This is a genomic window from Streptococcus sp. HN38 (genome assembly GCF_028335765.1).
Taxonomy (GTDB): Bacteria; Bacillota; Bacilli; order Lactobacillales; family Streptococcaceae; genus Streptococcus; species Streptococcus suis_P.
In genome coordinates this window covers 1,819,127-1,829,409 of the sequence record NZ_CP116604.1, presented here as the reverse complement: position 1 = coordinate 1,829,409, position 10,283 = coordinate 1,819,127, and the positions used below count along the sequence as shown (strand labels likewise).

The following is a 10,283-nucleotide window of genomic DNA, read 5'->3' as shown; positions in this document are numbered from 1 at the left end:
AGGGTTTTTGTTATGTCTGCCCCAAATCTGCCCCAAATTTTTCAAATATCTTTCTGACCTTGTCATTGCTTTTTTCTTTTAATGATTCAAGCTGGTGGGCATAGACTTTGAGTGTGATGTTTAAATTTTCATGTCCTAATAATTGGGAAATGGAAATCAACTCAACACCTTGGGTAATCAAGTATGAAGCATAGGTATGTCTTAATGAGTGTATGTGGACATTTCGCCCAACAATTTTCTTAATAGTCTTATTGGCTGCTGCATTTGACACGGAAGCAAAAATTCTATTTTGATCATTCTCAATCCAATACTTTTCTTTGTACTCAATAAGCAAATTGATAGTCTGGTCATCAATAGGGACTTTTCTCATCGAGCTACTATTTTTGGTTGGTGCAAAATCAAATGTAGTATTGTAGTTGTAAGTTTTATTGATGTCAATCAATCCATTTTCGAAATCTATGTCATCCCAAGTCAATCCAACTGCTTCAGCAAAACGCATCCCTGTTACAGCGATTAAGTATATGATTGCATACGAATGATATTTTATCTTTTTTCTTGTCTGTCGGATTAAGTCGATGTACTCCTCCATTTCTAAAAACTTGGTTTCTTTTGCGAATGATTCTACCGACGAGCGTATGATCGCAAAATCGCAGAAGTTCCGCTCAATGATGCCCTCGTGCACCGCCATCTTGACTGCTGCCTTTACTTGATAGTGGAACTTTTCAACTGTTTCTTGGGTGTGTGTGCTGGCGAATTGATTTAGTACCTGTTGATACATGCTGTTTGTAATTTCGGTTAACTTTGTGTCTTTAAAGTACAACTTGACTTTGCTTTCTGTGTGCTGATATTTCTTCCAAGTGACAGGCGTGACATTTGGCTTTTTATGTATCTCAGCCCAGTTGTGATAATAGTCCAAAAATGTTTGTTTGTCATCAACAAATACATTATTGTTAAGCAATCTCTCTGCTTTGCTTGCAGCAGATTGAGCTAATTTCTTAGTAGCAAACCCACCTTTTGATTTTTGCTTAAATGATCCGTCAGGAGCCTTATATGAGATACGGTATTCCCATCCGTTGTCCCTTTTTCTAAAGTATGCCATTGATTTACCCTTTCAAATTTGATAAAATGGGTATAGTAAAGAGACCTACTGCAAAGCAGGTTCTTACTATACATGATTCGCCTTACGCTCGGACAGTCCAAAGTTGAGCGTAGGCTTTTTTGTTTTTTGTAAAATAAAAGCAGCAACTATGAATAGCTACCGCTCGGTCGTGGCAGCTTGTGCCAACTCCGTTTTTGCACTAGGTGAAGCCTAGGTTGGTAACTATATTGTATCAAATAAACTAGTTTTTGTCATTGAGTAGTCTGTAGAGATTGATGGTTTGTCTAAGTTTCTCAGCAACTCCTTACAAAGCACGAAAGAGCCTCAAATAAATTGAGACTCTTTCGGTAGGATGCATCGGGCATCCGGGCCACTTCGTATGATTCTATTATAGAGTCTCTTTTATATTTGTCAAGTAAATTATTTCATTTCTCTCCATACACCTCCACGACTTCACCGATAGTTGGTGTGTTTTCGATGGGGGCATTAAGGTAATTTACCTGACTCTTTGATGAGTTTTTTATTTTGTTGTTTTACTTTGCGTTCTAATTTTTTTAAGTCTTCTGCTGGTGGTAGTTCTTCTGGTTTGATGCCACGTTGTGCGAGCATGTTTCTGATGGTTGTATTGTTTAAAACGTGTTCATCTGTAATGGATTTTTCGCCGTGGAGGTCGTTTTCTTCAACATTGTAGTTGGTCATCTCAGTGGCTAGATTTTTCGCAGCGATGGTCAGAGTTGGCAAGAAGTCGGCTAACGGACGGTTGTTTTTGACTCCAAGGCGTTCTTTCATTTCTTGAGTGCTGTGTCCTCCGAATAGTGCCATATCCCCTTTTGAGCGAATTCGTCCGAAACCTCTGTCATCAACACCTCTTTCATAGATGTTTTGAGACAGACGTTTTTCAGATTCTTTGAGTTTTCCTCGTGCCTCGGTGCGTTCGATATAATGAAGTCGTTCCTCAATCAATTCTTGCTTTCTGGTTTGGACTGCGAAATAGGATTGAGCAAAAGCGATCTCTTCTTTGTTGGTGTCACCGTTAATAGCGATGAGGTAACAAGCGTAGCGGGTGAGCATATAGTCTTTTACTGGACGTTCAGAACCACTACCTAGCGGAACCATTTTCGTGACCTCACGAAAATGGTCTGATACCTTGGTATCACTGGTTTCTATGGAGTTCATGGCTCTGTGAATTGCTTTGTGAAAATTCTCCCAGCGTTCGTAACCTAGTAATGGCATGAGGTCACGGGCATACCAGTAGTCGATGGCTTCATCTTCGGTTTGATTAACAATACTGTCGAATTTTTCTTTAGTTTTATAAATTTTTGATTGTTCCATGTTTCTTCCTACCCCTCCCTATACACATCCACCACTTCACCAATGGTGCGCATGTTTTCTGTGAATTGGATGTCGTTGTAGTCTGGGTTGAGGGATTGAAGGCAGTTGCTTTTTAGTTTCTTGACGTAGTTTTCACCGTCAATTTGGAAGATGCCGATTTTGTTTAGATCAACCTGGTCCTTGAGTTTAATAAAGAGGAAGTCGCCGTTTTTGATTTTGGGTTCCATGGAATGTCCGACGACGACTGCGACGGTGTCGTACTTGCTTTTGTCTGGGATTTCATCTGCGTAGAAGTCTACCATGGTGTCGTAGTCGTCTTCTTGCCAGTAGCCTGTACCTGCGGACACCTTGCCTGGTACGGATAGGCTGATACGCTTTCTAGCGTCGTATTCTGCACGTTTTTCCGAGATGTCAATGATTTTCCCTTGCTCTTCGGCTAGGAGTGTCTCAGAGGTCGCTAGGAGCTTATTCTTGCGTGTGTCATTGAGCTTGGAGTAGTTGGACAAGAGAATGGCTTGTCGTGGGTCGAAATTCTGGAAAGGGATGGAAGAGGTGATTGTGGATTTTTCTTCAATCAAATCTGATTTGTTTATTCCAAAATAATTCGCAAGCAATTCGATTTTATCAATCCTTGGATATGTCTTTGCGTTTATCCAATCAGAAACAGTCATATATTTTAAATCTAAATCTGCACAGAGTTGGTTTCTATCCACTCCTTTTTTGTCCATATAGAATTTTAGATTTTTTGACATAACCTCTTTATTTCCTAATGACATAAGGTTATCCTCGCTTTCTAAGGATAATTTTACGATTTTTCCGTGATAAAATCAAGAAAAAACAAAAAAATCACGGAAAAAACAAAAAAAGTTCTTGACAACACGGAATAACCGTGATAAACTATAGTCAAGGTTAAGGAATTAACCGAATCAAAACAGGAGGAAAAGCAAATGGTGGACATACTAAAAAGCCTAGCAGATAACGAGTTAGCAATTCCGATTATCATTCTAGGCTTAGTAAGAGAAGCTCGCTTATGGCACAAACAAGTGCTTGAGCACAAGCGGAACTTACGAAAAAAAGATTAAGAGCTAGGGGCGAAAGCCCCAACCTCTTATTTGAGTATACCACCATTTGCCAAAGAAAGCAATGATCTATTGGTTAGCTGGTTTGTTGGTTTTGTCGTTTGTGATACGGCAGATTGTGAAGTGGAAAAAGAAGAAATAAAGGTGGAAAGGAGCAGTCATGATAAGTGCTGAAGAAAAGCTACATCTAGATAAAAGATTACTGGATTTAGAAAATGAATCAAAAAAAGACAAAGCAACTATCGCATATTTGATAGGCCTTGTCCAAGGGTTAGATACTAAATTAACGGATATTGCGGATTTGTTGCAACATGGAACGGACCTGAGCGAATAAGGCTTCTAATCGAGCTGGGTTATCAACGCCTAGATCGAGCAATCGAGGGATGACTTTTTCAATTGGAAGTATCGCGGTATCAAACTGTCTTGTTTCATTATTCTTTTGAATGTTACGAGAAATGTTTGACACGTTGCTCTTGATTTCGTCTAGTTTACGTTCAACTTTTTCTTCGAAGGTTTGTTTTGGAAGATTTTCCGAATCGAAACTAAAATGGCTGACCATTTTTTGGATTCCGTCAATCGCATCTTGAATATTAATAGATGCTTCGCTGGGATAATCGGATTTTAATTGATAATGATGAACATAGAACGTTTTCATATCGAAAGGAATCGGTTCGTTATCATTCTCTTTTATACAGAAAAATGGTTTTCCAAGAGCTTTGCGGTATCCGAGTTCTAGAAATACGTTTGGGTTATTTGTAGTAATGTCAACAGCTACCAAATCTGCCTCTTCTAAATAGCGGAAGATTTCATCGTCCAATTTATCTGGTTTGAATAAAAGGTCCGCCCTGATAATATCAAACTCTTCTTCAAGAGCAGGTTCTAGGAAGCGAGTCATTACTTCATCTGAACGTCTTCTATCAGCAGAGATTTTTTCTCCGATAGGGGAAACAAAGAAACAAGTTTTTTTATCCATGAGATTTCATCTCCAATCGTTTTTATTTTATTATATCATATTTAGAAAGGGGTGAGGGGTATTGAAATGGACGCTAAAAATGTTGCGTGCCAGGGACAATCTTACGCAGAAACAAGCTGGTCAGCTTGTAGGAGTGACTGCAGATACATGGGCAAATTGGGAAAATCAAAAAACATTCCCAGATGTCCAAAAAATTGTTGAAATTGAAAAAGTATTTGATGTCTCTTATGATGACATTAAATTTTTACCAGAAATCACGGTTTAAACGTGACGAACCAACCGAACTAGGGAGGAGGGAATAAGATGAGACCAAAACGGTATCCGTATAGACAAAAAGAGCCTACCAAGTTGAAGGTAGACCCTGAGTTGAAAACAAGACTTCTTTGTGATTCTAGTCTTGTAGAGCGTTTACTAGCTGAGCCAGTAATGCGACTGTGGTGTCAACGCTGAACTTGTGTCCAGCAATGACGCTGTTTAGAATAGCTTGTTTGACTTCGATGTCGATTGGGGAATCTTTCAGAACATCATTCAAGCTATTTTCGATATGAGGGATGCTGTCTTTGAATGTTTCTTTAGCAATTCTAGAAGCGTCCTCAATGGTTAATTTTGCCATAGCATTCTCCTTTCTGTGTTGATATATCAATTATATCACAGGAAAGGAGTACAGCTCTGCTATTTACGGAAAGGAGGAAGGAAACATGGGAATTAAGTCAATGACTGTAACTGTCAAAGTTGCAAACATCGATAAATTTACTGAGTTAAGCAGTAAATTCAGTAAAAAAGCCCGCGAGCTTGAAGAACTAGCTCACGAGCTAAAAACGTTCGACTTTGAAGGCGAAGTTGTATCAATTGATAGCAACTAGTTCAAAAGTAGCATCGTTAGAGAATAGATAAATAGGATATTCTTCTTTTGTTGCAAAATTGAAGAAACCATAACCGAAATTTATGGCAAGCTTCAACGATGCGAATTTGGTTAAGGTTAAGGTGCATAAAATTCTCCTTTTTATTTTTCATTATGCAGGAGAATTTAATATATATAATCGGTCTAAAGGAGTATTTTATGAACGAAGGTTTTGTAGTCGATATTGCCGATAGGTTATTAGAGAAATCTGCAACTTACGGCGAAGCTATAAAAATTTGTCAACAAGTAGAACATGAGATTAAGTTGAGAGCTTATGAACAAAAATAGAGGAACACAGATATGAAAATAGCTGAAAAAGTAGTCCGCATCGAATCGGACGCGTATGAGTATGTTGTAGATTTTGCTAATGAGCATGATTTGAAAATCGGTGAGGCGGTGAGCATCCTGATTCGCTACTGTGCTTCTAAAGACTTGAAAGTCAAGCAAGCTCATATTGAGGTGGTGGAAGTGCAAAATGTGGTGGAAGATGATGACTAGCAAACTAATTGCCAACTGGCAAAAGAAAAACTACCAGCTCAGTCAACTGATAGTAGATAGCCTTGAGGGGCTAGACGTGTGGGAGACTGTGTTAGCATTAGGAAAAATCAGAAAGGAAGCGGCATGACAGTATCTAGGGAAATGAATGACTTGGAAATCAAAGTTCTCAATGCTATCAAGAATAATGCTAGTTACGACTTGCCAATCCAAGCAAGTGAACTACGGCTAATATTCAGCATTTCAAAGCGTAGCTTGGAAGAAGTGATTGAAAGCTTGCGGGTTAATTTTAATCATCCGATAGTAGCAAAGAAGACCAAGCCAAATGGATATTACCTGCCTAAGTCAGAGCAGGAGAGATTGGATGGGTTGGCACCATACAGGCGACAGATTGAAACAGAGAAGAAAAACCTAGCAGCGATCATGTCGGTTAACTTGGAAAACTACTGGAATACAACACAAAAAGCCTGACGGCAATCAGGCTCAAATATAAACATACAAGAGGATTATATCATGAATGATCTAATGATTCAAATGTTGGACCAGTTTGAAGCTGGGCTAATGGATAGAGCGTTGAAGGTCATGCACGTTGTCATTGACGAAAAAAGACGGTTTCCTATGGAACTCAACAAGTCACAATGTGCTGAAATGTTGCTTGGAACAAAGGATACAGGGAGTTTTGATGCACGATTTAATTGTCACAAAGATTTCCCGCGTATACCAAATGCTCGTGAGAAGTACCCTCGTGATGCAGTGATTGAATGGTACCACAATAATTGGCAGAGGACAGTGATATGACAGAAGAATTGATGTTAACAGCAGAACAAGGTTTGGCATTTATTGCTATTTTGACCCCAATCTTAATCTGGCTGATCCGTAAGCCTGTTGAGATTGAGATTGAAGTCAAAGAGCCTATTGTGGAAGTAAAGCAACCAGAGCGGAATTTGAGATACTTGCAAATTCGGACTTACTACGGAGGATAGAATGAAATTTTGGGACATGATGAAAAGGTTTTTGAGTGTTGAGGAAGATGACTACATTCCTAAAAGCCAACATGAGTTGGAACGTGAGCTTGCTACTGCACGGCATACTGCCAAGGAATACAAGAAACTGGCTTTGCTGAAAAATCAGGAATGTGTCGGGCAGGCTAGGCTGATTGATGAGCTACGCAGACGGATTGACTTTTTGGAGAATGTCAACAAGTGCCAGGCTGAGCTATTGGCAGATCGTGAGGTCTAGCTATGGTTTGGATTGTGGCAAAGAAAACCAAGACTAAGCGTGGTTATAGATTTTACCAAAAACGGTCGTTTGATACTTGGCAGAAGGCTAGAATTTATCAGCAGGACTTGTTTAATAAAGGTGTAAATGCTGAGATGTGGGAGGAGTGAGATGGCGAGCGAAATTAAATGGATTAAGATTGTCACAGATATTTTTGATGATGAAAAAATTCTGCTGATTGAGTCCTTGCCAGAAGCTGATACGATTATCGTTGTTTGGTTCAAATTGCTGACATTAGCCGGCAAGCAGAACTACGGTGGTGTTCTTATGATGAATGATCGTGTACATTACACAGACGAAATGTTGTCTACACTATTTCGTAGGCCTTTGAACACTGTTAGAGCAGCGCTTCAAACTTTTGAGCAGTTTGGGATGATTGAGATTATCAATAATGCCATAACTATCCCGAATTGGGAGAAACATCAGAGCGTGGAAAGTATGGAAAGGGTTAGAGAGCAAGCTCGGAAACGCGTTGCAAAACATAGAGAAAAACAAAAAACATTAGCAAATGGTAACGTTACATGTAACGTTACAGTAACGCATAGTAACGCACTAGATAAAGAAGAAGAAATAGATAAAGAAGAAGATATATATAATATATGTCCTATTAAGGAAATCATTGAATACTTAAATTCAGCCACTGGAAAGTCTTATCGTTATCAGTCGAATAGCAACAAGAAAATTATTCAGGCTAGGTGGAACGAGGGTTACAAGTTGGATGATTTCAAAAAGGTCATTGACAACATGGTAGCTAACTGGACAGGTACAGAATGGGAGAAATATCTCCAACCGTCAACTTTGTTCAGAGAGTCGAATTTTGATAAGTATCTGAACATGGTGCCTAGAGCTCCGAAACCAGCACAGACAAATGTACCAGCATGGGCCTTGGAAGAAATTGAGCAGGACAAATCGGAGGAAGCTATGCAACGGATGCAGGCTTTGAAGGCTAGAATGTTAGCCAACGAAAAAGATGAACCGGTGCCAGAATGGGCTGAAAAAGTTTTAGCAAGCCAACAAACTGCCGAGGGGCAGGCCAAGTTGGCAGATATTTATGCGGAACTGGAGGCTATGGAAAATGGTAAAACTTAGACATGGCTCAAAGCAGGATAGACCATTTGTCAGAGAGGTACGGGTCAGCTGTACGGGGATTGATATTTTTTATGGCAATGAGCGCCAGGCTATGCGGTTTGCTAGTCGTGCAGCTGCTATCCATGTTTCAAGGGCCTTGAAAGATTATGGGAATTTTTACTTGATTGAGGAGGACTAATGGACGGTTATTTGAAACTAGACAAGATGTTGGATTGGCAAGTAGCGAACTATCCGCTACGGATGTCTGAAAAGGCTCGCTTGATGGCTTTGCCTGGTGATGATTTTGTAGCCGAACTGGATCGTATGGCCGAGGAATATCATCGTACAAGATATGGAGGTAGTTGATGGTAGTGCCAGAAAAAGAGTACGCTCTCTACAAAGGCGAAATCGAGAAGATTGGAGAGAATGAATGAAAATTAGATTGCCTTATATTGAGACTATTGAGACAGAATGTCTACCGGATGATTTCGAAGGTTTGGTTAAAAAGAGTTTTGTGAACTTTACTAAAGGAACCAATAAAGATTATACATTTGAGGACAAATTACTTTATTTGGATAATCTTCGCAGGTCTTATTTAAGAGGTTGTACTGATACAAGTTTTGAAATTACAAAGATGTTAGGCGAGTCATACCGCCAACAATTAGATGAATACGATGATATTTTAGAAAAGGAGGATGTTTATTCTACAGAATTTATGGAGCATTGTTTTGATAGAGGATTCATGCCGTTCCGTGATGTGTGGGACAAATGGTCTTCGAGTGCTAACGACAGGGCGCATAAGACTATTGTAGATATCATTAAGATTGTTATCAATTTTGAGTGGGAGAATACAAATGACCAAAACTGAAGTAATTGAATTTTTAACAGAACAGAGAGACCTTAGGTTGGTTGGATATGATGATAGTAAACCTGCTGAATCTGACTTTGACAGGTGGCAGTTAGCTCAAGCGGAGATGTTTCAAAAGGTGATTGACTGGTTGGAGGGAAGTAATGTGGGAAAGTTGAGGATGTATCTTGAAATTTCTTGACCTATTTGCTGGCATTGGTGGTTTCCGTCTCGGAATGGAACGTGCCGGTCACGAATGTGTCGGTTTTTGCGAGATAGATCAATTTGCCAGAAAAAGCTACAAGGCGATACATGATACGGAAGGAGAATTTGAATTTCATGACATTACAAGAGTCACAGATGAGTCTGTTCGAGAAATCGGACGTGTGGACGTTATCTGTGGAGGATTTCCGTGCCAGGCTTTCAGCATTGCTGGAAAGCGAGCAGGATTTGAGGATACTAGAGGGACTTTATTCTTTGAGATTGCTAGGTTCGCATCTATTCTCAGACCTAAATATCTATTCCTTGAGAACGTTACAGGATTGCTCAACCACGACAACGGAAATACATTCGAGACCATACTCGGAGCGTTGGATGAACTGGGGTATGATGCGGAATGGCAAGTGTTCAACAGCAAGAATTTTGGCGTCCCCCAGAACAGAGAAAGGGTGTTTATTATCGGATATCTTAGAGGAGCAAGTGGACGAGCGATATTTCCTTTCGAAAGAGGCGACAAGGAAATTGGTAGCCTACAAGGACAATCAACAAATACCATTACCGCCAGGTACGGAGAAGCACAAGGGAGCGGGTCGTACATTATTGAGGGTCAACAGCCGAAAATCATCCAACGAGGCCACGGATACAATCAAGGTGGAGAACACGATACAGCACCTACATTAACTAGCAATAGCTGGCAGGAGAATAATCATGTTAAGGTTTATGATTTTTACAACCGAAAAACCAAAGACGAGGTTGGCACCCTAACAGCTAGTGGTCACCAAGGAAATACCAAAGCAGGGACATTCGGCATATTAGATGGTATCCGCATCCGCAAACTGACACCTCGCGAGTGTTGGAGGTTGCAAGGTTTTCCAGATTGGGCGTTTGATAGAGCCCAGGCAGTAAACAGTAATAGTCAACTATACAAGCAAGCTGGTAACTCAGTCACGGTTAATGTGATTGAGGCGATAGCGAGGAGATTGGAGAGGTAA

Annotated in this window: 22 protein-coding genes; 17 read left to right on the top strand and 5 right to left on the bottom strand. The window is 40.0% G+C overall.

The window, feature by feature from the left end:
- Window positions 1-10: 10 nt before the first annotated feature.
- From PHA78_RS08875 to PHA78_RS08865, 3 genes are all read right to left on the bottom strand, one after another.
- On the bottom strand, window positions 11-1,099 hold the full coding sequence (locus tag PHA78_RS08875) for a site-specific integrase (protein ID WP_044673616.1): 1,089 nt from the start codon (window positions 1,097-1,099) through the stop codon (window positions 11-13).
- 486 nt (window positions 1,100-1,585) lie between these two features.
- Window positions 1,586-2,431 (bottom strand): DNA damage-inducible protein D, encoded by an 846-nt coding sequence (gene dinD, locus PHA78_RS08870; RefSeq protein WP_029185794.1) that lies wholly within the window; start codon window positions 2,429-2,431, stop codon window positions 1,586-1,588.
- 8 nt (window positions 2,432-2,439) lie between these two features.
- Window positions 2,440-3,183: an XRE family transcriptional regulator gene (locus PHA78_RS08865; RefSeq protein ID WP_408561796.1), complete on the bottom strand. Its 744-nt coding sequence runs from the start codon at window positions 3,181-3,183 to the stop codon at window positions 2,440-2,442.
- A gap of 195 nt (window positions 3,184-3,378) precedes the next feature.
- On the opposite strand from PHA78_RS08865, the gene PHA78_RS08860 reads away from it, so the two are divergent.
- Window positions 3,379-3,513: a hypothetical protein gene (locus PHA78_RS08860; protein ID WP_099778625.1), complete on the top strand. Its 135-nt coding sequence runs from the start codon at window positions 3,379-3,381 to the stop codon at window positions 3,511-3,513.
- Window positions 3,514-3,793: 280 nt separating this feature from the next.
- Here PHA78_RS08860 and PHA78_RS08855 read toward each other — a convergent pair whose 3' ends face one another.
- Complete coding sequence (locus PHA78_RS08855; RefSeq protein ID WP_136648223.1) at window positions 3,794-4,483, bottom strand: hypothetical protein; 690 nt, start codon at window positions 4,481-4,483, stop codon at window positions 3,794-3,796.
- A 61-nt stretch (window positions 4,484-4,544) separates the two neighbouring features.
- Between PHA78_RS08855 and PHA78_RS08850 the strand changes: the two genes are divergently transcribed.
- Window positions 4,545-4,748, top strand: coding sequence for a helix-turn-helix transcriptional regulator (locus PHA78_RS08850; protein ID WP_024378012.1), 204 nt, complete (start codon window positions 4,545-4,547; stop codon window positions 4,746-4,748).
- Window positions 4,749-4,874: 126 nt separating this feature from the next.
- Here the strand turns inward: PHA78_RS08850 and PHA78_RS08845 are convergent, their stop codons facing one another.
- Window positions 4,875-5,096, bottom strand: a complete 222-nt coding sequence (locus PHA78_RS08845) for a hypothetical protein (protein ID WP_029178447.1) — start codon at window positions 5,094-5,096, stop codon at window positions 4,875-4,877.
- 85 nt (window positions 5,097-5,181) lie between these two features.
- Between PHA78_RS08845 and PHA78_RS08840 the strand changes: the two genes are divergently transcribed.
- The 15 genes from PHA78_RS08840 (at window position 5,182) to PHA78_RS08770 (ending at window position 10,283) form a co-directional block, all read left to right on the top strand.
- Window positions 5,182-5,346 carry a hypothetical protein gene (locus PHA78_RS08840; protein ID WP_099778623.1) on the top strand — a complete coding sequence of 55 codons (165 nt, stop codon included), beginning with the start codon at window positions 5,182-5,184 and terminating at the stop codon, window positions 5,344-5,346.
- Between the two features lie 197 nt (window positions 5,347-5,543).
- Window positions 5,544-5,672, top strand: a complete 129-nt coding sequence (locus PHA78_RS08835; protein WP_257213268.1) for a hypothetical protein — start codon at window positions 5,544-5,546, stop codon at window positions 5,670-5,672.
- A gap of 12 nt (window positions 5,673-5,684) precedes the next feature.
- Window positions 5,685-5,882 (top strand): hypothetical protein, encoded by a 198-nt coding sequence (locus PHA78_RS08830; protein ID WP_029185596.1) that lies wholly within the window; start codon window positions 5,685-5,687, stop codon window positions 5,880-5,882.
- Window positions 5,875-6,009 carry a hypothetical protein gene (locus tag PHA78_RS08825; protein ID WP_266616509.1) on the top strand — a complete coding sequence of 45 codons (135 nt, stop codon included), beginning with the start codon at window positions 5,875-5,877 and terminating at the stop codon, window positions 6,007-6,009. Before PHA78_RS08830 ends, PHA78_RS08825 begins: the two co-directional genes overlap by 8 nt.
- The gene (locus PHA78_RS08820) at window positions 6,006-6,350 is read left to right on the top strand and encodes a hypothetical protein (RefSeq protein WP_029172960.1); all 345 of its coding nucleotides are present in this window, start codon (window positions 6,006-6,008) and stop codon (window positions 6,348-6,350) included. Before PHA78_RS08825 ends, PHA78_RS08820 begins: the two co-directional genes overlap by 4 nt.
- Before the next feature lie 42 nt (window positions 6,351-6,392).
- Window positions 6,393-6,677, top strand: a complete 285-nt coding sequence (locus tag PHA78_RS08815) for a hypothetical protein (RefSeq protein ID WP_029172959.1) — start codon at window positions 6,393-6,395, stop codon at window positions 6,675-6,677.
- A complete protein-coding gene (locus PHA78_RS08810) occupies window positions 6,674-6,862 on the top strand; it encodes a hypothetical protein (RefSeq protein ID WP_029172958.1) in 189 nt (62 codons plus the stop codon). Before PHA78_RS08815 ends, PHA78_RS08810 begins: the two co-directional genes overlap by 4 nt.
- Window position 6,863: 1 nt before the next feature.
- On the top strand, window positions 6,864-7,118 hold the full coding sequence (locus PHA78_RS08805; RefSeq protein WP_029172957.1) for a hypothetical protein: 255 nt from the start codon (window positions 6,864-6,866) through the stop codon (window positions 7,116-7,118).
- A gap of 2 nt (window positions 7,119-7,120) precedes the next feature.
- Window positions 7,121-7,267, top strand: coding sequence for a hypothetical protein (locus tag PHA78_RS08800; protein WP_161496873.1), 147 nt, complete (start codon window positions 7,121-7,123; stop codon window positions 7,265-7,267).
- Window position 7,268: 1 nt separating this feature from the next.
- A complete protein-coding gene (locus tag PHA78_RS08795) occupies window positions 7,269-8,246 on the top strand; it encodes a phage replisome organizer N-terminal domain-containing protein (RefSeq protein WP_172034491.1) in 978 nt (325 codons plus the stop codon).
- The gene (locus tag PHA78_RS08790; RefSeq protein ID WP_099807271.1) at window positions 8,233-8,424 is read left to right on the top strand and encodes a hypothetical protein; all 192 of its coding nucleotides are present in this window, start codon (window positions 8,233-8,235) and stop codon (window positions 8,422-8,424) included. Before PHA78_RS08795 ends, PHA78_RS08790 begins: the two co-directional genes overlap by 14 nt.
- Window positions 8,424-8,591: a hypothetical protein gene (locus PHA78_RS08785; protein WP_153309147.1), complete on the top strand. Its 168-nt coding sequence runs from the start codon at window positions 8,424-8,426 to the stop codon at window positions 8,589-8,591. Before PHA78_RS08790 ends, PHA78_RS08785 begins: the two co-directional genes overlap by 1 nt.
- Window positions 8,592-8,655: 64 nt before the next feature.
- Complete coding sequence (locus tag PHA78_RS08780) at window positions 8,656-9,093, top strand: hypothetical protein (RefSeq protein WP_171997649.1); 438 nt, start codon at window positions 8,656-8,658, stop codon at window positions 9,091-9,093.
- A complete protein-coding gene (locus tag PHA78_RS08775; protein ID WP_272158021.1) occupies window positions 9,080-9,274 on the top strand; it encodes a hypothetical protein in 195 nt (64 codons plus the stop codon). Before PHA78_RS08780 ends, PHA78_RS08775 begins: the two co-directional genes overlap by 14 nt.
- On the top strand, window positions 9,261-10,283 hold the full coding sequence (locus PHA78_RS08770; RefSeq protein ID WP_272158020.1) for a DNA cytosine methyltransferase: 1,023 nt from the start codon (window positions 9,261-9,263) through the stop codon (window positions 10,281-10,283). Before PHA78_RS08775 ends, PHA78_RS08770 begins: the two co-directional genes overlap by 14 nt.

What these genes read in the sequence shown, in the direction of transcription:
- dinD (WP_029185794.1), bottom strand. Translation starts at nt 2,431, where the DNA reads ATGGAACAATCAAAAATTTATAAAACTAAAGAAAAATTCGACAGTATT.
- PHA78_RS08845 (WP_029178447.1), bottom strand. Translation starts at nt 5,096, where the DNA reads ATGGCAAAATTAACCATTGAGGACGCTTCTAGAATTGCTAAAGAAACA.
- PHA78_RS08830 (WP_029185596.1), top strand. Translation starts at nt 5,685, where the DNA reads ATGAAAATAGCTGAAAAAGTAGTCCGCATCGAATCGGACGCGTATGAG.
- PHA78_RS08865 (WP_408561796.1), bottom strand. Translation starts at nt 3,183, where the DNA reads ATGTCAAAAAATCTAAAATTCTATATGGACAAAAAAGGAGTGGATAGA.
- PHA78_RS08835 (WP_257213268.1), top strand. Translation starts at nt 5,544, where the DNA reads ATGAACGAAGGTTTTGTAGTCGATATTGCCGATAGGTTATTAGAGAAA.
- PHA78_RS08805 (WP_029172957.1), top strand. Translation starts at nt 6,864, where the DNA reads ATGAAATTTTGGGACATGATGAAAAGGTTTTTGAGTGTTGAGGAAGAT.
- PHA78_RS08780 (WP_171997649.1), top strand. Translation starts at nt 8,656, where the DNA reads ATGAAAATTAGATTGCCTTATATTGAGACTATTGAGACAGAATGTCTA.
- PHA78_RS08810 (WP_029172958.1), top strand. Translation starts at nt 6,674, where the DNA reads ATGACAGAAGAATTGATGTTAACAGCAGAACAAGGTTTGGCATTTATT.
- PHA78_RS08800 (WP_161496873.1), top strand. Translation starts at nt 7,121, where the DNA reads ATGGTTTGGATTGTGGCAAAGAAAACCAAGACTAAGCGTGGTTATAGA.
- PHA78_RS08855 (WP_136648223.1), bottom strand. Translation starts at nt 4,483, where the DNA reads ATGGATAAAAAAACTTGTTTCTTTGTTTCCCCTATCGGAGAAAAAATC.
- PHA78_RS08825 (WP_266616509.1), top strand. Translation starts at nt 5,875, where the DNA reads ATGACTAGCAAACTAATTGCCAACTGGCAAAAGAAAAACTACCAGCTC.
- PHA78_RS08775 (WP_272158021.1), top strand. Translation starts at nt 9,080, where the DNA reads ATGACCAAAACTGAAGTAATTGAATTTTTAACAGAACAGAGAGACCTT.
- PHA78_RS08875 (WP_044673616.1), bottom strand. Translation starts at nt 1,099, where the DNA reads ATGGCATACTTTAGAAAAAGGGACAACGGATGGGAATACCGTATCTCA.
- PHA78_RS08840 (WP_099778623.1), top strand. Translation starts at nt 5,182, where the DNA reads ATGGGAATTAAGTCAATGACTGTAACTGTCAAAGTTGCAAACATCGAT.
- PHA78_RS08790 (WP_099807271.1), top strand. Translation starts at nt 8,233, where the DNA reads ATGGTAAAACTTAGACATGGCTCAAAGCAGGATAGACCATTTGTCAGA.
- PHA78_RS08785 (WP_153309147.1), top strand. Translation starts at nt 8,424, where the DNA reads ATGGACGGTTATTTGAAACTAGACAAGATGTTGGATTGGCAAGTAGCG.
- PHA78_RS08820 (WP_029172960.1), top strand. Translation starts at nt 6,006, where the DNA reads ATGACAGTATCTAGGGAAATGAATGACTTGGAAATCAAAGTTCTCAAT.
- PHA78_RS08815 (WP_029172959.1), top strand. Translation starts at nt 6,393, where the DNA reads ATGAATGATCTAATGATTCAAATGTTGGACCAGTTTGAAGCTGGGCTA.
- PHA78_RS08860 (WP_099778625.1), top strand. Translation starts at nt 3,379, where the DNA reads ATGGTGGACATACTAAAAAGCCTAGCAGATAACGAGTTAGCAATTCCG.
- PHA78_RS08795 (WP_172034491.1), top strand. Translation starts at nt 7,269, where the DNA reads ATGGCGAGCGAAATTAAATGGATTAAGATTGTCACAGATATTTTTGAT.